The sequence below is a fragment of the Sphingomonas sp. QA11 genome (genome assembly GCF_028473665.1).
GTDB lineage: Bacteria > Pseudomonadota > Alphaproteobacteria > Sphingomonadales > Sphingomonadaceae > Sphingomonas > Sphingomonas phytovorans.
In genome coordinates this window covers 3,381,895-3,400,888 of sequence record NZ_CP098774.1, presented here as the reverse complement: position 1 = coordinate 3,400,888, position 18,994 = coordinate 3,381,895, and the positions used below count along the sequence as shown (strand labels likewise).

At 64.0% G+C, this 18,994-nt stretch carries 16 protein-coding genes; 5 read left to right on the top strand and 11 right to left on the bottom strand.

What is annotated here, in order from left to right:
• Positions 1–92: 92 nt before the first annotated feature.
• Positions 93–467 carry a hypothetical protein gene (locus NDN01_RS15800; protein ID WP_272622716.1) on the bottom strand — a complete coding sequence of 125 codons (375 nt, stop codon included), beginning with the start codon at positions 465–467 and terminating at the stop codon, positions 93–95.
• A gap of 207 nt (positions 468–674) precedes the next feature.
• Between NDN01_RS15800 and typA the strand changes: the two genes are divergently transcribed.
• Positions 675–2,513: a translational GTPase TypA gene (typA, locus tag NDN01_RS15795; protein WP_272622715.1), complete on the top strand. Its 1,839-nt coding sequence runs from the start codon at positions 675–677 to the stop codon at positions 2,511–2,513.
• A 76-nt stretch (positions 2,514–2,589) separates the two neighbouring features.
• Here the strand turns inward: typA and NDN01_RS15790 are convergent, their stop codons facing one another.
• Positions 2,590–2,991, bottom strand: coding sequence for an EVE domain-containing protein (locus NDN01_RS15790; protein ID WP_272628250.1), 402 nt, complete (start codon positions 2,989–2,991; stop codon positions 2,590–2,592).
• Positions 2,992–3,208: 217 nt separating this feature from the next.
• Between NDN01_RS15790 and NDN01_RS15785 the strand changes: the two genes are divergently transcribed.
• Together NDN01_RS15785 and NDN01_RS15780 are read left to right on the top strand one after the other, a co-directional pair.
• Positions 3,209–3,583: a hypothetical protein gene (locus NDN01_RS15785; RefSeq protein ID WP_272622714.1), complete on the top strand. Its 375-nt coding sequence runs from the start codon at positions 3,209–3,211 to the stop codon at positions 3,581–3,583.
• A 100-nt stretch (positions 3,584–3,683) separates the two neighbouring features.
• On the top strand, positions 3,684–3,968 hold the full coding sequence (locus tag NDN01_RS15780; RefSeq protein WP_272622713.1) for a DUF3297 family protein: 285 nt from the start codon (positions 3,684–3,686) through the stop codon (positions 3,966–3,968).
• A 9-nt stretch (positions 3,969–3,977) separates the two neighbouring features.
• Here NDN01_RS15780 and NDN01_RS15775 read toward each other — a convergent pair whose 3' ends face one another.
• The 4 genes from NDN01_RS15775 to NDN01_RS15760 are packed head-to-tail and all read right to left on the bottom strand — an operon-like array spanning position 3,978 to position 7,526.
• Positions 3,978–4,733, bottom strand: coding sequence for an isocitrate lyase/PEP mutase family protein (locus NDN01_RS15775; RefSeq protein ID WP_272622712.1), 756 nt, complete (start codon positions 4,731–4,733; stop codon positions 3,978–3,980).
• A 29-nt stretch (positions 4,734–4,762) separates the two neighbouring features.
• Entirely contained in the window at positions 4,763–5,575 is an 813-nt protein-coding gene (locus tag NDN01_RS15770; RefSeq protein ID WP_272622711.1) for a class I SAM-dependent methyltransferase, read from the bottom strand.
• Positions 5,576–5,622: 47 nt separating this feature from the next.
• Positions 5,623–6,423, bottom strand: a complete 801-nt coding sequence (locus NDN01_RS15765; RefSeq protein WP_272622710.1) for a LytR/AlgR family response regulator transcription factor — start codon at positions 6,421–6,423, stop codon at positions 5,623–5,625.
• Positions 6,420–7,526, bottom strand: coding sequence for a sensor histidine kinase (locus NDN01_RS15760; RefSeq protein WP_272622709.1), 1,107 nt, complete (start codon positions 7,524–7,526; stop codon positions 6,420–6,422). The genes NDN01_RS15765 and NDN01_RS15760 overlap by 4 nt, the downstream gene beginning before the upstream one ends.
• A gap of 360 nt (positions 7,527–7,886) precedes the next feature.
• On the opposite strand from NDN01_RS15760, the gene NDN01_RS15755 reads away from it, so the two are divergent.
• Complete coding sequence (locus NDN01_RS15755; protein ID WP_272622708.1) at positions 7,887–8,477, top strand: HD domain-containing protein; 591 nt, start codon at positions 7,887–7,889, stop codon at positions 8,475–8,477.
• A gap of 792 nt (positions 8,478–9,269) precedes the next feature.
• Here the strand turns inward: NDN01_RS15755 and NDN01_RS15750 are convergent.
• From NDN01_RS15750 to NDN01_RS15740, 3 genes are all read right to left on the bottom strand, one after another.
• Positions 9,270–12,650 carry a TonB-dependent receptor gene (locus NDN01_RS15750; protein ID WP_272622707.1) on the bottom strand — a complete coding sequence of 1,127 codons (3,381 nt, stop codon included), beginning with the start codon at positions 12,648–12,650 and terminating at the stop codon, positions 9,270–9,272.
• Between the two features lie 142 nt (positions 12,651–12,792).
• Positions 12,793–14,889, bottom strand: coding sequence for an NAD-dependent DNA ligase LigA (ligA, locus tag NDN01_RS15745; protein WP_272622706.1), 2,097 nt, complete (start codon positions 14,887–14,889; stop codon positions 12,793–12,795).
• Between the two features lie 612 nt (positions 14,890–15,501).
• Positions 15,502–15,708, bottom strand: coding sequence for a cold-shock protein (locus NDN01_RS15740; RefSeq protein WP_034159288.1), 207 nt, complete (start codon positions 15,706–15,708; stop codon positions 15,502–15,504).
• Positions 15,709–16,060: 352 nt separating this feature from the next.
• Between NDN01_RS15740 and NDN01_RS15735 the strand changes: the two genes are divergently transcribed.
• Positions 16,061–16,372, top strand: coding sequence for a hypothetical protein (locus NDN01_RS15735; protein WP_272622705.1), 312 nt, complete (start codon positions 16,061–16,063; stop codon positions 16,370–16,372).
• A gap of 7 nt (positions 16,373–16,379) precedes the next feature.
• Here NDN01_RS15735 and recN read toward each other — a convergent pair whose 3' ends face one another.
• Complete coding sequence (gene recN / locus NDN01_RS15730) at positions 16,380–18,044, bottom strand: DNA repair protein RecN (protein ID WP_272622704.1); 1,665 nt, start codon at positions 18,042–18,044, stop codon at positions 16,380–16,382.
• 33 nt (positions 18,045–18,077) lie between these two features.
• A complete protein-coding gene (locus tag NDN01_RS15725; protein ID WP_272622702.1) occupies positions 18,078–18,902 on the bottom strand; it encodes an outer membrane protein assembly factor BamD in 825 nt (274 codons plus the stop codon).
• Positions 18,903–18,994 lie beyond the last annotated feature (92 nt).

The following is an 18,994-nucleotide window of genomic DNA, read 5'->3' as shown; positions in this document are numbered from 1 at the left end:
ATACCGCGCCTTGATGGGCGCTGCTGTTTGTCGAACGTTGTCAATCTGCCCGGTGACGGCGCATCGTACAATCCCGAAATGCAAAGCCGGTCTCAGCCGGCGGGCGCCGCCCTGTCGGTGATCCGGTCGCGCTGCCATATGGTGAAGCGTGCGTTGCGCTTCGATCGCATGGCACGGCGGATTGCCGCCTTGTCGAAACCATGGCCGTCGCCGATCTGGCGGAGCAGCTCGTGCCCGGGTATCACGCCGGCCGGCAGCACGAACAGGATGCGGTCCTCGGCATCCGCCAGCAGCCAGCAGGGATCGGTCGGCGAATGGTCGGCATCCCGCGTCTCGAGCATGATCCTGGCCACCTTGCCCAGCATCCGCCACCCCGACGGGTCATCGAGCCGTCGCGGCCGGACGGATCCCCTGGCCCGCGCGCGCGCATCCAGCAAATGGTGGAACAGGCCCCGTAATGTCATCATGCCCCCGCATGTGTCCGGCGATGACGATAGGGGCACTGAAATCAGCCGGAAAGCAGGAATCTGCAGCGATTGTCTCGAATCTGCGCGCCCTGGACATCAGATGTGGCGATCAGTCTGTTGCTTCGCGTGACATCCGCCCTTTCCGCGGCGCAGCAATTGCGCTATCGGCGCCCGCAACCTATTCCCTATAAAATATCGAGTGACCCAATGAGCCTCCGCAACGTGGCGATCATCGCCCATGTCGATCACGGCAAGACGACCCTGGTCGATCAGCTCTTCCGCCAGTCCGGCACCTTCCGCGATAACCAGCGTGTCGAAGAGCGCGCGATGGATTCGAACGACCTCGAAAAAGAACGCGGCATCACCATCCTCGCCAAGCCGACCTCGATCGAGTGGATCGACGGCGCCGGCGTCGCGACCCGCATCAACATCGTCGACACGCCCGGTCACGCCGATTTCGGCGGCGAGGTGGAACGCATCCTCTCGATGGTCGATGGCGTGATCCTGCTGGTCGATTCGGCCGAAGGCGCGATGCCGCAGACCAAGTTCGTCACCGGCAAGGCGCTCGCGCTCGGCCTTCGCCCGATCGTCGTCGTCAACAAGGTCGACCGCAGCGACGCGCGCATCCAGGAAGTGCTCGACGAAGTGTTCGACCTGTTCGTCTCGCTCGAGGCGACTGACGAGCAGCTCGATTTCCCGGTGCTCTACGCCTCGGGCCGCAACGGCTATGCCTCGACTGACGAGAATGCGCGCGAAGGCACGCTGACCCCGATGTTCGAGACGATCGTCAGCCACATCCCGGCACCGAGCGTCGATGTCGACGCGCCCTTCACCTTCCTGGTGACCCTGCTCGATCGCGACAACTTCCTGGGCCGCATCCTCACCGGCCGCGTCAATTCCGGCACGGTGAAGCTCAACCAGCCGATCCACGCGCTGAACAATGACGGCAAGATCGTCGAAGCGGGCCGCGCGTCGAAGATCATGACCTTCCGCGGGCTCGAGCGTGTCCCGGCCGAGGAAGCCAAGGCAGGCGACATCATCTCGCTGGCCGGCCTGACAGTCGCGACCGTGTCCGACACCATCGCCGACATCACGGTCAGCGAGCCGCTCCACGCCCAGCCGATCGATCCGCCGACGCTGTCGATGCGTTTCGCGGTGAACGATTCGCCGATGGCGGGCCGCGAGGGCACCAAGGTAACGTCGCGCATGATCCGCGACCGCCTGTTCCGCGAGGCCGAATCCAACGTCGCGGTCAAGGTGACCGAAGCCGCCGATCGCGACAGCTATGAAGTCGCCGGGCGCGGCGAGCTTCAGCTCGGCGTGCTGATCGAGACGATGCGCCGCGAGGGCTTCGAGCTTGGTATCAGCCGCCCGCGCGTGCTGTTCGGCGAGGATGAGGACGGCAAGAAGACCGAGCCGTACGAAACCGTCATCATCGACGTTGACGAGGAATATTCGGGCACGGTCGTCGAGAAGATGAACCTGCGCAAGGCCGAGATGACCGACATGCGTCCCTCGGGCGGCGGCAAGACCCGCATCACCTTCTCCGCGCCCTCGCGCGGCATGATCGGCTATCACGGCGAATTCCTGTCGGATACGCGCGGCACGGGCATCATGAACCGGCTGTTCGAGAAATATGGCCCGCACAAGGGCAATATCGAAGGCCGCAAGAACGGCGTGCTGATCTCGAACGGTTCGGGCGAAGCCAACAGCTACGCGCTCGGCCCGCTCGAGGAGCGCGGTATCCTGTTCGTCGGCCACGGCGAGGCGCTGTACGAGGGCATGATCGTCGGCGAGAACGCCAAGACGGATGACCTCGAGGTCAATCCGATGAAGGCGAAGCAGCTCACCAACTTCCGCGCCTCGGGCGGCAAGGACGACGCGATCCGCCTGACCCCGCCGAAGAAGATGACGCTTGAGCAGGCCATCGCCTATATCGACGACGACGAGATGGTCGAGGTGACGCCCAAGTCGATCCGGCTGCGCAAGCGCTATCTCGATCCGCACGAGCGCAAGAAGGCCTCGCGCGCCAAGCAGGCGGCCTGATCCTTCTTCTCCCCTCTCCCGCTTGCGGGAGAGGGTCGGGGAGAGGGACTGTCTCCCCGACGTCGCTCGAGAGCAGTTAAGCCTTCCCCATCCCGATCAGCACGGCCCATTGCGCATCGCTGACGGGACTGACCGACAGCCGGGACTGACGCAGCATTTCCATGCCCGCCAGCTTCGGTTCCGCCTTCATGGCCGCCAGCGTCACTGGCTTCGCCAGCGCCTCGACCGGCTTTACCGCGACCGACACCCAGCGCGGCTCGTCGCCGTCCTGTTGCGCCGTGCGGATGATCTCCATCACGCCCACTGCGGCCTTTTCCTTGCCTGAATGGTAGAACAGCCCGCGGTCGCCCACTGCCATTGCCTTCAGGTGAAGCGCAGCGGCCGGATTGCGCACGCCGGTCCATTCGGTCTCGCCCTCGCGGATCAGGTCGTCCCAGCTATAGCTTTCGGGTTCGGATTTCAGCAGCCAGTACGCCATCATCGCCTCCTTGGGTGAGCCCGACTTTACTTCGTGCGAAGGACGTTTCAACGCCCGACCTTGAGCGGCCGCCCTTGAGCCGGGCCACGCTGAACGGCGGTTAAACGCCGCATTCCGCACGAGTTCAGACCGACTCGATCATGATGCAACAAGCTGGAGCGTTGCCGCGTTATCCCCCCGGCGCGGCTACGGGCTTGCTGACAAGAGGAGGTTCGAGATGAACGATTTTGTGAAGAAGGCCGGCCTCGGCGTGGCGCTCGCCGCGACAGCGCTGACCACCGCGGTCCCCGCGGACGCGCAACGCTATCGCCATTATCGGCATGACGACGGTGCTGGCACCGCGATCGTCGCCGGCATCGCCGGTCTCGCGATCGGCGCGGCCATCGCGTCCAACGGCCGCGATCGCGACCGCTATTATCGTGAGCGCGGTTACGATCCCTATTATGACGACGGCTATTATCGCAGCCACGGCTATTACCCGAATGACGGTTACTACGCCTATCGCTACCGGCCGAATTACCAGCGCTGCTGGATCGAGCGTCGCTACGACCGCTATTATGGATACCCGGTCCGGGTCCGGGTCTGCAATTGATCGCGGCACCGGCCTGAAGGAGACGGCGTGGGCCCGGTCCACGCCGTTTTCGTATCGCCGCTCTGGCATCGCGCGCGATTTTGCGTCATGAGCCCGCCTCATGACCGATACACCGCCAGACCGCCTGTCCTCCAACCCGCGCAGCCCGCATTTCGACGAAGCGACGCTGTCGCGCGGGATCGGCATCCGCTTCAAGGGTGCCGAACGCCGCGACGTCGAGGAATATTCGATCTCCGAAGGCTGGATCCGTGTCGCGCTCGGCAAGAAGGTCGATCGCCACGGCCAGCCGCTCACGCTCAAGCTCAGCGGCCCGGTCGAGGCCTGGTTCGAGAATCCCGCCCCCGGCGCTGATGATGCCGCCGAAGAGGACGGGGCGGAAGCGTAAGGCTCGCGCTCAGCGCCAGTCGAACGCCGCCTGCGCCGCCGCGGTCAGCGCTGCCATAGCGGTGCGATAGGGGTTCGGCCCATGGCTGATCCGCGCGACGCCAGCGCCAGCCACCTCCCGGGCACCCGGTGCGCCTGGAAAGGCCATGAAATTGACCGGCAGCGGCACCTCGCGGCAGACCCTGCCCAGCAACGTCAGGTCGACCAGGCCGGGCACGAAGAAACCGCTGGCGCCAGCCTCGGCATAAGCCTTGCCCCGCGCGATCGCGGTGTCGGCCATTTCCTCGTCATGAGTCGCCGGGGCGTTCTGCAGGAAAATGTCGGTACGGGCGTTGATGAAGAAGGACGGGCCGGTCGCGGCACGCATCGCCGCGATCCGTGCGGCCTGGAATTCGACCGGGTGCAGGCCTTCGCCGCCGACCACCTGATCCTCGAAATTGCACCCGATCGCGCCGGTCGCCGCCAGCCTGGAGGCATTGGCCGCCACCGCCTCGGGTTCGACGGCATAGCCTCCCTCGAAATCGATCGAGACCGGCAGGTCGACCGCGCCCGCGATCCGGGTCGCGCCGGCCAGCGCGATCTCGAGCGGCAAGCCCTCGCCGTCGCCATAGGCCTGCGCCGCCGCGACTGACCAGCTACCGGTCGCGATCGCCTTGGCCCCGGCGCTCGCCACCGCGCGCGCGCTGCCCGCGTCCCAGGCATTGTAGAGGATCAGCGGGTCGCCAGGCACATGCAACGCCGCGAAGGTTCTGAACTTGTCCTGCATCTCTCGTCCCGACCCGTCTTTATTTTATCCTATCTGCGACCGAGCAGCCTCGCCGTCAATCGACGCAGGCGGCTGGGCGCTGTCCGCGGATACAGGCCGTCATAATGGGCGAACACTCCCGAATCGCGCGCGGCCCAGATTTCAATCCGCCTCCGCTTGCCCTCGGTGGCATGGTTGAAGCGCAGCCGGGTGTGAGGAAAGCCGCACGAGGCGAGCATCTGGCGCACGACGGTCTCTCCCGTCGGATACCAGGCGAGGCCGTCGACGCCGGACATCAGCAGCGTTCGGCTTTCCGGATTCAGGATCAGCCCGTCCTGCTTCGCCGGAAACGTCTCGGTGTTGACGATCAGCAATTCCCGGGTCAGGTCGGCCGCGATCTTCAGCCCGGCGACCGGATCGGGCAGATGATACAGGATGCCGCTGAACAGCGTCACGTCGAACGGTTTCAGGCCAAGCTCCGGCACGTCCGCCAGCGCGCATACGCCCGCATCGATATCGTCGCTCGGCAGGCGTTCGGCCAGGAAATGCGCCTGGCGGATCCAGTGCTCGCGCACGTCGAAGCCAAAGCAGCGCCCGGCCCCCATCTGCCTGGCCGCGAACAGATAGCCGCCGGCATTGCACGCGCAGTCGAGAAATGACCGGCCCTGCAGCCCCTCTGGAAAGAGGTCGCCGAACGCGCGTGCAAATTTGGCGTAGGGATCGACGATGCTGGGCGTGCCTAGCGCTGGGTCCGGTTCGGGGCAATAGGCCGGGTCCCCGGTGCGGATGCCCGGCGCAATCTCGATATCATGGTGCCACGGCCCAAGGCGGCGAATCTCCGCCCCAAGCTCATCCGTCGTCATCGTGCGTGCCCCCCGGTTTCGTCGGGCCCGGGGCGCGACGTCGCGGCTTAATGCACGAAGCGCGCGACCACGTCACGATAGGAGCGCGACACCTTCACCTGCGCGCCCGATCCAAGCACCAGGAAGCATTCGCCATTGGTGTGCGGCTTCACTTCCTTGACCAGGTCGAGATTGACGATGGTCGACCGGTGCACGCGCTGGAAACGGCGCGGGTCGAGCCGCTTCTCCAGGTCCTTCATCGTCTCGCGCAGGATCAGCGTGTTGTCGCCGGTATAGATGCACATGTAATCGCCAGCCGCGTCGATCCGCTCGATCGTGTCGACATCGACCCGGAAGATCTGGCCGCGATCCTTGATGTTGATCAGCTTCTCGAAACGGTTGGCGGAAACCTGGTCGCCGCCGTCGGCAAGGTTCTCGACTGAATCCGGCGCCACCTCGGCCAGCACTTCCTTCAGCCGGTCGACCTCCTCGATGCCGCGCTTCTCGGCCAGCCGCTGCCGCACCCGGTCGAGCGTGTCGGCCAGCCGGGATTCCTCGACCGGCTTCATAAGATAATCAACCGCCTGCGCCTCGAAGGCCTTCAGCGCATGGTCGGAATAGGCGGTGACGAACACGAACAAAGGCGGTTCGACCTCCATCAGCCCCTGCACCACCGAGAAGCCGTCGAAGCCGGGCATCTGGATGTCGAGGAAGACGAGGTCGGGCTTATGCGTCTTGATGGCGCGGATAGCCTCGCGCCCGTTCTGGCATTTGTCGATGATCTCGACATCCTCGTGCGCCTGGAGGCGAAGCTCGAGCCCCTGGATCGCCAGCGGTTCGTCATCCACCAATATCGTACGGATCGTCATGCTACCTCTCTAACCGGTTCCCCGAGCTGGAACGGAATCTCAATCTCGACCCCGAAGCCGCCCCCGGGAATGGAGCGGGTCTCGAAGCGGTGGTCGGGCCCATATGCCTGAGCGAGCCGCTCCCTTATATTGGCAAGCCCGACCCCGGTTGAAAGGCTTGGCCGTGCTTTCATTTCATTCAAGCCCGGTCCGGTGTCGGATACGGCGATCTGCACCCGATCCCCGGCGAGCCGCGCGGTGACGGCGATTTCGGCGCCTTCCTCCTTGGGCGTGACGGCATATTTGATGGCGTTCTCGACCAGCGGCTGAAGCAGCAGCGACGGCAATCTTGCCTTGGTGACTCGCGGATCGACCTCGAAACTCGGGCGCAGCCTGTCCTCGAACCGCATCTTCTCGATCTCTAGATAGAGCTTCAGCGTCTCGACCTCCTGCGCGATCGTGACATGCGCGGTCGGCTCGTTGGCCAGCGTGTAGCGCAGGAAGGAGGACAGCCGGCTCAACATCGCGTTCGCGCGCTCGGTCTGCTTCAGCAGGACCAGCGTCGAGATGGAATTGAGCGTGTTGAACAGGAAATGCGGGTTGAGCTGATAGCGCAGCATCGCGAGCTGCGCCGAGCTCGCCGTATTCTCCAGCGCCGCGAGCTGGTCGATCTGCTCTTCGACGATCAGGTAGAAATTGATTCCGAAATACAGCGCCGACCAGCCCGCCAGCACGGTGAAGTTGAGGAACACCGTGCCCAGCACCAGGCTGACGTTCAGGCCCGGATTGGCCATCTTGATGAACGAAAAGGAGAAGGCGTCGAGCACCGCGTAGAGCACGGTCGCCGCGCCCAGCGTCAGGATCGTCAGGATCACCGCCGCGATGCGCGGCTGGCGCCGGTAATAGTGATAGAGCGTCGAGAGCAGCAGCGTGATGCAATAGCCGATGATCGATTCGACGACGACGAGCAGCGTCGCCGTCAGATCGAGCCCGTTGGAGATGCTGGAGACGCTGCGCAGGATCAGATAGCCGGTCCAGCCCGCCGCCTGGAGCCGCCAGAAGGCACGGCTCTTGTCTTCGAAAAAGGGCCGCGAGAAGATCGCGGGCTTGGTGAACAGCGGCATGGGCGGGGGTCTTAACCCGACTGGGACCGATGCGCAAAGTGCGGTAGGGTGAGGGTAGGCCGTCGGATCAGGATATCTCGACGTGCACTTCTCCCTCTCCCCCTGTGGGAGAGGGAAGGGGCCCGCTGCCGAAGGCAGTGGGAAGGGTGAGGGGGACACTCGCGAATGTCCCGAACCTCACCTCATCCGGCCCTTCGGGCCACCAGTTTTGACGAGCCTCAGGTAAAATATGCTCTCAGCATATTTTAGAAATGCCCGGGGGGCATGTCGACCCGAGGCTCGACAAAACTCCCGCAAGGGGAGAAGGAAGAAGCGTGCACGGGATGCAAAAGCCCGGCAGAACTGAGGAGAGAGAAGGCCATGACCCAGCATCAGGACCGCGCCCAGTTCACCGCGATGGTGGAGGGCACCCAGCAGGACTGGAACATCATCGGCGGCCATTTCCGCGATTTCGCGAAGGAACTGCCCGCCCGTGTGCTGACTCACCTCAAGCTGCTTGAGGGCGATTTCGGCGGCTTTCCGGTCGACCGGCTCGAACATTCCCTCCAGACCGCGACCCGCGCCCACCGCGACGGGCGGGACGAGGCCTATGTGGTGATGGCGCTGCTCCACGACATCGGCGACACGCTCGGGACGTTCAACCATCCGGAGATCGGCGCGGCGATGCTCCGTCCCTTCGTGTCGGAAGAAGTGCACTGGATCGCCAACACCCACGGCGTGTTCCAGGGCTATTATTTCTTCCACTATCTCGGGATGGATCGCGACCTGCGCGAGAATTACCGCGGCCACCAACATTTCGAGGCCTGCGCAGAATTCTGCGAGAAATACGACCAGTCGGCCTTCGACCCGGCATATGAAAGCGCACCGCTGAACTTCTTCGAGCCGATGGTGGGACGGGTGTTCTCGCGGCCGCTCAACTCGGTCTATGCGAAGGCGGCTGAGGCGGCCTGATCGGTGGCCGTCCCGAGGCGTCCCTTCATTGTTCAATCGCCCAAACGAAGACCGCCGCTCCTTTCCGGGAGCGGCAGCCGATTTCTGCCATGAGGGGCGCGGGTTAAGTCAATCGGACCGAATCGGTGGGGCAAATTGCCTCAGGCGAAGGTCTTTACTGTCCTTATCGCAACCGGTCGAAATCGCTGATCCTGGCGATTCGAACTGGAAATTCCTTCTGGATAAGACTGAAAGCAAGACTGACGTTCTGCATCATGACTCAGGCCCGCACCATATGCGCAATAGTCTCGTTCCGCGCTATCGTGAAACGGATACGTCATGCACCGCTCCATTTCATGATTATATACGTCATCAGCCCGTTGAAGGCACTGCTCCAATGCTGCTGATTGAGCCAGGGCGCCACTGTACGGCGTCGTAATGGCTACGATTGTGGCGATGATAGCTAGCGCCGATTTCCTCATATATGATCTCCCGAGGGCCTTATGGGGCACCTGGTACGTCGCCAGGCAGGCTGATATTGTGTATTTTGCCGACAAGGATCAATCGCTAATTGCTCATTATTACCAGTACAACAAGATCCGTTGCTTTTATTGCGGGTCTTAATCTGGAACGGAATCTCGGCAAATCTGCGTCAAGGATTCGAAGTACATATATAAATAAGTATATTTATTTGATGACGAATTTGCGACGCTTTGGAATAAAACAGTCGGGAGTGTGGCCTGGTTCGTCACACGAAAGAAAACCGCCGCCCCCTTTCGGGGACGGCGGCCATGGTTCCGGTTTTTCGCGCTATTAGAAAGTGAACTTCGCGCCGATCCGAATCGAGTAGAGCGACTGATTAGCGTAAATCTGGTCAGTCGGGGTCGTGAAGCTCGAACCGTTGTTCACTGGCGAGTATTTATACTGCGCGCATGCCTGGCTCACATTGGTGACTACGGCACCAGCAGAAGTGAGGCACTGCACCTGTGCTGCGGCAACGTTGTAGGGGAAGACGTATTCGCGAGTCTGGCCCCAGTTTTTGTTGATCAGGTTCGTGAAGTTCTCGATGTCCGCGAACAGGGTGATCCGCGACTTTCCTACGAAGGTCGGAATTTCCTGTGCAACGTGCAGATCCAGGCGCGTAAACCACTTCGAGTTGAAGGCGTTGCGCGGCGCAATCTGCCCGGCATATTTGCTCAGACCCGACGTCTTCAGGAAGTTCTCGAACGCAGCCTTGAAAGCAGGGTCGCTGTACGTGACCTTGGGATCGTTGGCGGTCGGCACGTAGATCAGATAGCGGTTACCGGCGGTACCCGTGGCAGTGCTACGCCCGGTTGTCCCGAACACAGCTGAGCGACCCGCGCCAAAGTCCTGGAACGTATAGCTGAACGGATGGCCGATCCGCGATTCGCCGAAGAGCGAGAATGTGGTCTTGTAGTCCCCGAAGAAGGCGTGATCATAGGTCAGGCCATATTTGAAGAAGTACTTAACTTGATCGTTCGAGATTCCATAGGCGACATTGTTCGGATCGACGAACGCGCCGTTCGAATAGTTCGAACCTGCGGTCGACGAGGTCGCCGGAGCTTGGTCCTTGACATCCTGATAGGTGAAGCTGCCGTTGATGTTCAGACCGAAATCCCAGGTCTTATCCAGCCGGGCGACGGCGATATAGGACCGTCCCTTGGTGGTGTTCGTCAGCAGAATGTCGGTGTTGGTGTCAGTGCTAGCCAGATTCTTGTCGGCGAAGTTATAGTAACGCTGACGGCCGTCTGGAGTGAGCGAGCCGGCCAGCGGCTGCGAACGGATGTCGGTGAAATAGACCTGATTGCGGACCTTCGAGTAGAGGAAGTCCGCACCGAACACCCAGTTGTCGCCGAGCGGGCCGAGGTTGGCGGTATATTCGCCCGACAGGGTGGCGCGCCACTGCGACGGTATCTTGAAGTTGGGATCGAGCGCGTTGACCGTCGATGCTGTCGACGCGGTGGTGCCGGCGAGATAGTTGTTCACCGAGTTCGGAATGCTCGTGCCCGTCACGTTGTTCAGGGCGTCGCTGCAAACCGCGGCCGATGGCAGGTTGGTGCAGCCGATGCCCGTCGTCGTCCGGTTGGACGAGAAGGAATTGGTCAGCACGCCGGTATTGGAGAAGCTGTTCGATACATAGACGTCAGGAGTGCCGCCGCCGAAGATGCCGCCGCCGCCGCGGATGCTGATCCGGGGGGCGGGCTTCCAGTCGAAGCCGACGCGTGGCTGAAACAGGCCGAAGCCCGAGATATTCGTCGTATTCGAGCCGATCGTCTTCATCTGGCCGTTCACGACCGCCCCACCGGCGTAGCGTGCGGTGTAATAGGGGCTGAGCGCGGGGTTATCATGCATGCCGTACAAGTCATAGCGCATGCCATACGACACGTTCAGCGTCGGCGTGACCTTCCAGCTGTCCATGACGCCAAACACGTAGCTCTGATATCTGAACTTCGCCGCAGCATTGTCCGGCACCAGCGACGGGACCGCGTTGCCATAGGCGAACGAGCTTGCTTTGCGGGCCTGGAAGTCCGCAATCGAGTCGAAATAATAATTGCCCGCGCTGTTTTGCAGGAAGGAATTGAAGATCTTGACGTCTTGCACTTCAGTGAAGATGCGAAGGTCATGGTCGTTCATGGTGAGGCGGGCCTGAACGAGACCGCCCCAGGTTTCGGTCTTGAGCTGGTTGGTCTGACGCGACGAATCCGGGCCGAAGGAGACGACCGCATCGGTGCCGGACTGTGTGGTGGTGCTTGCCTCGCAGCCCGTCAACGATCCGACCGAAGTCGCGTTGGTGCACACACGCATCTGCGCGAAACCACGACCAAGCAGCGGATCCTGGATGCGGGTGTAGTTCTTGTAGAAGCCCCGAACTTCGGTCGAGAAGGTGTCAGACCAGTCCGAATTCAACTGCGCCACGCCGGTGTGCAGTCGATTGCCCTGAATATAGGCGTCGGAGGCCAGGCCGAGGCCCGGGCTGCCCGTCGCGATCGACGAGAAGGTGTTGTTGAGCAGGTTGATCGCATCGTTCGCGTAGGTGTATGTCAGCGAAAGACGCTGCGTGTCCGAGATATTGGCATCGATCTTGGCGACGAGGCGGTCATCCTTGTCGCCCAGGTCGCGCAGCACGCCGCCGGTGTTGTAATTATAGACACTCTTCGCAATCGCGGACACCTGATCGACTTGCGCCTGGGTCAGGTTCGGGATGGCGGTTCCGGCATTATTGTCCGTCGGGCCTTCCGCGATCGGGCGACCGCCCCGCAGCCGTTCGCCGGCCACCATGAAGAACAGCTTGTCCTTGATGATCGGCCCGCTGATTTCTGCGCCGTAATTCTGAATCTTGAAGTTCGGAATGTTGACTTTCAGGCTCTTCGTCTGGCTGCCGACGAAATCATCGCCGGAAAAGGCATAGAAGCCGGTTCCGTGGAACTCGTTGGTACCCGACTTCAATACGATGTTGATGGCGCCGCCCTGGAAATTGCCCTGGCGGACATCGTAGGGCGCTACCTGCGCCTGGAACTGGCCGATCGCATCGAGCGGGATCGGGGAGCGGCGGCTCGGCAGACCGTCCGTATTGAGGCCGAAATTGTCCGTGATCGATACGCCATCGACTGAGAAACGGTTGAAGCGCGCGTTCTGGCCGGCGAAGGAAACCGCGCGGCCGCCGGTGGGGGTGTCGTCCAGGCGAGCGAACGGATCGCGGCGTTCGAGGTCTCGGATGTCGCGGTTGACCGTGGCGATGTTCGCGATCTCGCGTGCGTTGAGGACTGTCGCCGGGCCCTGCGACACCGAACGTGCATTGGGCAGGCGCGCAGCGGTGACCACAATGTCGCCGCCGACCGTTTCGGCCGTCAGTTCGACGGGAAGATCATAGGCCTGCGCGACAATGGTGTTGATGTCGGTGATTTCGGTTCCGTTGTAGCCCTGCGCGCTCACCTTGACGGTGTAAGGGCCACCGGCGCGGAGGCCGTTTGCGTTGAAACTGCCGTTGGCGTCCGTGGTGACGGTGGACTGGCCGCCTGATCCGACGTTGAGGATGTTCACGGTAGCGCCAGCGACGGGTGCGCCGTCAGCCGTCACAGTGCCGCGGATCGTCGACGTCGTTTCCTGTGCGCTGGCCGCGGCCGGAATGACCAGGGCGGCGATAGCTGCGCCCAGAAATAAATTGTTTCGCATGATGTTCCCCTTCGAGGCGTCGCAAGTAAGCGCGGCATTTCGCCGTCGCTGGCCCCATGCGACTCGAACGTTTCGGATAAATGACACAGGGGATTCTTCAAGTGGGGCGCAGCATTCGCTTATGCTGCGTTGCAAAAAAGCATCACTGCGCGGCGGCGACAATCTCCGCCCATCCGGCCTCGTCGATCACGCTAACCCCCAGTTCCGCGGCCTTTTTCAGCTTCGATCCCGCGCCCGGCCCGGCGATGACAAGATCCGTTTTGGCGGAGACTGATCCCGATACCCGGGCCCCCAGCGCCTCGGCCTGGGCCTTCGCCTCGTCGCGGCTCAGCGTCTCCATCGATCCGGTGAACACCAGCGTCTTGCCGCTCACCTGGGACTGGCGAATGGTCGAGACATAGGCCGTCGGGCTGACTTCGCTCAGCAGGTCGGCCCAGGCCTCGCGATTGTGCTCCTCGGCGAAAAAGTCGACCAGCGCCTCGGTCACGGCCGGCCCGATTCCATCGATCGCGGTCAGTTCGGCGCGAGCTTCGTCGTCGGTCGCCGCGCGGATCGCGACATCGGCGACCTGCCCGACCGTGCCGAACGCCTTGACCAGGTCGCGCGCGGTGACGCTGCCGATATGGCGGATGCCCAGCCCGAACAGGAACCGCGCCGGGTCGGGGCTGCGCTTCGCCTCGATCGCCGCCAGCAGATTGTCGACCGATGTCTCCGCCCAGCGCTCGCGCCCGATCAGGTCGTCGCGCTTGCCCCTCAGGCGGAAGATGTCGGCAGGCGAGTGGAGCAGGCCGTCGCGGAAGAAGGATTCGATGCTGGTCGCGCCAAGGCCCTCGATATCCAGCGCGCCCCGGCTGGCGAAATGGCGTAGCCGCTCGACCCGTTGTGCCGGGCAGATCAGCCCGCCGGTGCAGCGCACATCGACCTCGCCTTCCTCGCGTACCGCGTCGGACTGGCATTCGGGGCAAAGGGTGGGGAAGGGCCAGGCGCCGCGGCTTTCGTCGCGCGACAGATTCTCGACGATCTGCGGGATGACGTCGCCGGCGCGCTGAAGCACGACCCGGTCGCCGGGCCACACGTTCAGCCGCGCGATCTCATGCTCGTTGTGCAGCGTCGCGTTGGTGACGACCACGCCGCCCACCGTGACCGGGGTAAGGCGTGCCACCGGGGTCAGCTTGCCGGTGCGGCCGACCTGGATGTCGATCCGCTCGAGCGTGGTCTGCGCGCGTTCCGCCGGGAACTTGTGCGCCAGCGCCCAGCGTGGCGCCTTGGCCACCGCGCCAAGCCGCGCCTGCCAGTCGAGCCGGTCGACCTTGTAGACAACGCCGTCGATGTCGAACGGCAGGTCGGCGCGCGCCGCCTCGATCTTGCGATACTGCTCCAATGCCCCGGCGACGTCCTCGACCCGTATGAACATGTCGCTGACCGGGATGCCCCAGGCCGCGATCGTCCGGATCATGTCATACTGAGTTGCGGCCGGTACCGCCGACACCTCACCCCAGCCATGGGCGAGGAAGCGTAGCGGCCGGCTCGCGGTGACGGTGGCGTCCTTCTGGCGGAGCGATCCCGCTGCTGCGTTGCGCGGGTTGGCGAACTGGCGGGCCTTGCCGGCGTCACCCGCTGCTTCGGCCTCGGTGAGCAGCCGAGCGTTGAGCGCGGTGAAATCGCCCTTGGCCATATAGACCTCGCCCCGCACTTCGAACACGTCCGGCGCCCCTCCGTGCAACTGCTGCGGGATGTCGCCGATCGTTCGCACATTGGCGGTCACATCCTCGCCGACCTGGCCGTCCCCCCGGGTGAGCGCCTGAACCAGCTTTCCGCGCTCATAGCGCAGCGAGCAGGACAGGCCGTCGATCTTGGGCTCGGCCGTCAGGGCGACCGGCGCGTCTTCCGCCAGATTGAGGAACCGGCGCACCCGTGCGACGAACTCGGTCGCGTCCTCGTCGGCAAAGCCGTTGTCCAGGCTCATCATCGGCCGGGCATGCGCCACTTTGGCGAGATGGCTGGCCGGGGCGGCGCCGACCTGGGCATTGGGCGAATCGGTTCGGATCAGGCTCGGAAAGGCAGCCTCGATCGCGTTGTTGCGCCGGACCAGCGCGTCATAATCCGCATCGGAAATCTCCGGCGCGTCCTCGTTGTGGTAGAGCTTGTTGTGATGGGCGATCTCGCCGGCGAGCCGGGCCAGTTCGGCGGCTGCTTCCTCATCGGTCTCAGGGAGCGGGTCGGCCAGGGGAGTGCTCATGACGAAGCGCTAGCGGAGGCTCGATGGCGATTCAACGATCCGCATCGTCATGGCAGCGAGGAGTTGCCGGATTGCCGATCGCGATCCGGCCCGCTGTTTCACATGGCCGGTTTTGCTGAAGGGTTTTTCGTCGGCGTTTCGCGCGAAAACAGGCTATTCTTCGGCTGGTAACGGGGAGTTTTCCGCTGTTATGCGATAACAGGGGAAACCTTCCCAGGCCACTGAAAGGAAAAGATGATTTTCGCCCTGAATCCAATTTAACAGGGGAAAGAAAAAAGAGGCGCCGGATAACGGCGCAAGCCCGAGTCGCGGCTGGAGGTCATATTCGGGGACGACTAATCGTCTTCCATCATCTCCGCGACCATCTTGGCCTCTTCGTTGACCGATCGCCGCTCGGCGGTCTTCTCGGCGCGGCTTGCCATCTCGTCCCAGGCCTTTGCCGCGCGCAGCCAGCGGGAACGGACATTGTCCAGGGTTGCGGCATTCGCATCGGCTTCCGCCTGACGGGCGCGATCGCGATAGAACAGGGCGGTGGTGTTCGTACGACTTCTCCGCGAATTCGTTGGGGCGGAAGGGAAGGGGCGCCGGCCTGGGCCGGCGCCCGCCCGTCACTTACGCGCTGGCGAGGTTGACCGCTGACATCTTGCCGCGACGGTCCTGCTCGAGCTCGTACGACACGCGCTGCTCCTTATCGAGCGTGCGCATGCCGGCGGCCTCAACGGCACTGATGTGGACAAAGGCGTCGTTCCCGCCGCCTTCCGGCGCGATGAAGCCATAGCCCTTGTCGGCGTTGAAGAATTTTACGGTGCCGATCGGCATAACTATTTCCTTGGGTAGCCCGGCGGGCGGCATCGCCGCGCACCGGTTTGGGGCCGAGAAGAGAGAGCGGAGCACCGTCCGGCCCCGGCCGGCGCATCCGAGCACGGGCGCGCTACTCCGTTGACACGGAAGCGGTGCGAATGAAGGTCGGGGAGAAGACCAGGGGAGCGTTCCAACGGCTTTGCAAGCGGGAGCGCGAAGGTCTCTCAGTCACGCGATGCTTGTGGGGCGGAATCGCGAGATGACAGGGCTATAGCACAGGTCTGTGGAAAAGTCGCATCGTAATGCCGCAGCCATGTTCCGGCCCTTTTGTCATGATGTTCTCCGTCCTCCCGACAGGGAGGATTGGCCGGTGATCGCAGCATTGTTGGTGACGCTCCAGGCCGCTGCCGGTCCGGCTGCGGACACGCCACCCCCGCGCCGCAGCCCGACGCGCTGCCCCGAGCTGACCGTGGAAGACGGTGACATCGTCGTCTGCGGCCGTCCCGAGCCACAGGAGCAGTTCCGCCTTCGCCCACTCACCCGTCGCTATGATCCGGTCGGTGGCCCCGGCACCGGCTTCCGCGTCGGCAGCGGTCAGGGCAATCTCCATGCGGCCACGCAGCAGAGCCCGGACGGCAAGCCCGACAAGCGGATCATGGTGACGCTCAAATTCCCGTTCTGAACGGGGATCAGGCGGCTTCGAGCAGCCGTTCGGCCTGAGCCCGCGCTTCGTCGGTGATCGTCGCGCCGGAAAGCATCCGGGCGATTTCCTCGCGCCGCGCGCCATCGTGGAGCTGCACCACGCCGGTGCGCGTGACGAGGCCGTCATGGCTCTTGGCGATCAGCAGGTGATGGGCGCCGCGCGCCGCGACCTGCGGGCTGTGAGTCACCACCAGCAGCTGGGTGTTCGCCGCCAGCCGGGCGAGGCGCTCGCCGATCGCGCTCGCCACCGCGCCGCCGACGCCGCGATCGATCTCGTCGAAGATCATGGTCGCGGCGCTGCCCTGCTCGGCCAGCGCGACCTTGAGCGCCAGGATGAAGCGCGAGAGCTCGCCGCCGCTGGCGATCTTGGCGAGTGCGCCGAAGGGAGCGCCGGGATTGGTCGATATCTCGAACTCGACCCGGTCCTTGCCCGACGTGCTCCAGAGGTCGTTGCCGAGCGGGGCGATCATGGTGCGGAAGCGTGCTGCATCGAGCTTCAACGGGGCCAGTTCGCCCTTGACCGCTGAATCCAGCCGCCCAGCCGCTTCGGTGCGCGCGGCCGTGATGGCATCGGCTTCGGCTTCGTAGCGCCGCGCCGTATCGGCAACCGCGCGCTCGAGCGCGGCGATCCCGGCGCCGCCGCTCTCGATCCGCTCGAGCTTGCCGGCCAGGTCGGTGGCCAGCGCGGCAAGATCGTCGGGCTGCACCCGGTGTTTGCGGGCCAGCGCGCGTAGCTCGAACAGCCGCGTCTCGTCTGCTTCGAGCTGAGCCGGATCGAACGCCAGCGCCTCGGCCGCCGCGTCGACCTTCTCCTGGGCCAGGCCGCCCTCGACCAGCGCGCGGTCGATCGCCTCGAGCGCCTCGCCGAGCGCTTCATGATCCTCGGCCACGCGTTCGAGCGAGCGCGCTGCCTGGCGCAGCCGCGCGAGGCCGCCCTCCGATCCCTCCAGCAGGTCGGCGATCGCCTGCAGGTCGCCAGCGATCTTTTCGCCGCGCTGCATGCCGGCGCGGCGTGTCGCCAGGATCTCCTCCTCGCCGGGCTCCGGGCCGAAGGTGCTCAGTTCGCCGACGGCATGTTCGAGCCATTCCTGGTCGCGTGCGACCGTGTCGAGTTCGGCGCGGGCGACCGCTAGTGCGTCCTCGGCGTCGCGCCAGGCGCGGTGGGCGCGCGCGGCCGGGCCGGTATCGATCCGCCCGAACGCATCGAGCAGCGCGCGATGGCCACGCGCGTTCAGCATGCCGCGATCGTCATGCTGGCCATGGATCTCGACGAGATGGACGGCAAGCTCGCGCAGCAGCCCCGCGGAGGCGGGCTGGTCGTTGACGAAGGCGCGGCTGCCGCCATCGGACTTGACGATTCGGCGGATAATCAGCGGTTCGCCCGGCTCGACGTCGAGCCCGTTCTGGTCGAGCAGGGAAGCGATCGGGCCGTCGCCATGCGGCGTGTCGAAGCTTGCGCTCACCACAGCCTGATTCGCCCCCTGGCGCACCAGGCCGCTCTCGCCGCGCGCACCGAGCGCCAGCCCAAGCGCATCGAGCAGGATGGACTTGCCCGCCCCCGTCTCGCCGGTCAGCACGCCCAGGCCTTCGCCGAAGTCGAGGTCAAGAGCCTCGATCAGCACCACGTCGCGGATGGAAAGGGATGTCAGCACAAAGGCAACCCCTCGGGCGGCATGAGCGCCGAGTCAGGCGCCCGTCTTCGCCGGCGCGTCAGCCGAGGCCGACTTCGCCGGAGTGCCGGGATGCTGCTGAATCAACTTGTAGGCGCGCTGATACCAGTCGGTGCCGGGATAGTTCGCGCCCAGCACGGCGGCGGACTTCTTCGCTTCCTCGGGCACGCCCAGGGAGAGATAGGTCTCGGTCAGCCGCATCAGCGCCTCGGGCACGTGAGTCGTGGTCTGATATTCGTCGACCACGCGGCGGAAGCGCAGCGTTGCCGCCAGCCACTGGCCGCGCGTCTCGTAGAAGCGGCCGATCTCCATTTCCTTGCCGGCGAGATGGTCGCGCACAAGGTCGATCTTCAGCCGGGCATCGGCGGCATATTTGGAGTTCGGATAGCGTCGGGTCAGTTCGCCGAGCGAATCGAGGGCCTGCTGGGTGATCTTCTGGTCGCGGGTGACGTCGCTGATCTGTTCGTAATAACCCAGCGCGACGAGATAATAGGCATAGGGCGCATCGCGGTTGCCCGGATGGACCGAGATGAAGCGCTGGGCCGACTGGATCGAACTGGTATAGTCCCGGTCGAGATAATAGGAGAATGCGCTCATCAACTGTGCCCGGCGGGCCCAGATCGAATAGGGGTGCTGGCGCTCCACTTCGTCGAACAGGGCAGCGGCGAGCTTATATTGCTTGCGGTCGAGCCTTGCCTTGCCGGTGGAGTAGAGCGTGCCGACGTCGCGGGCGACATAGGGAATGTCGCTCTTGGCACGGCCGCCGGCACAGCCGGACACGGTAAACGCCGAGGCGGCAACAAGCGCAAGCGCGATCGAGCGGGACAGGGGGATACGCATCGTGGCAACCCTTAGCCCAAGCGCTCGCACCCGAACAATGTTTTTCGCGTGGTGCGGCGCGGTGGGATCGGATAACCGGGCCGGCGCGTTGG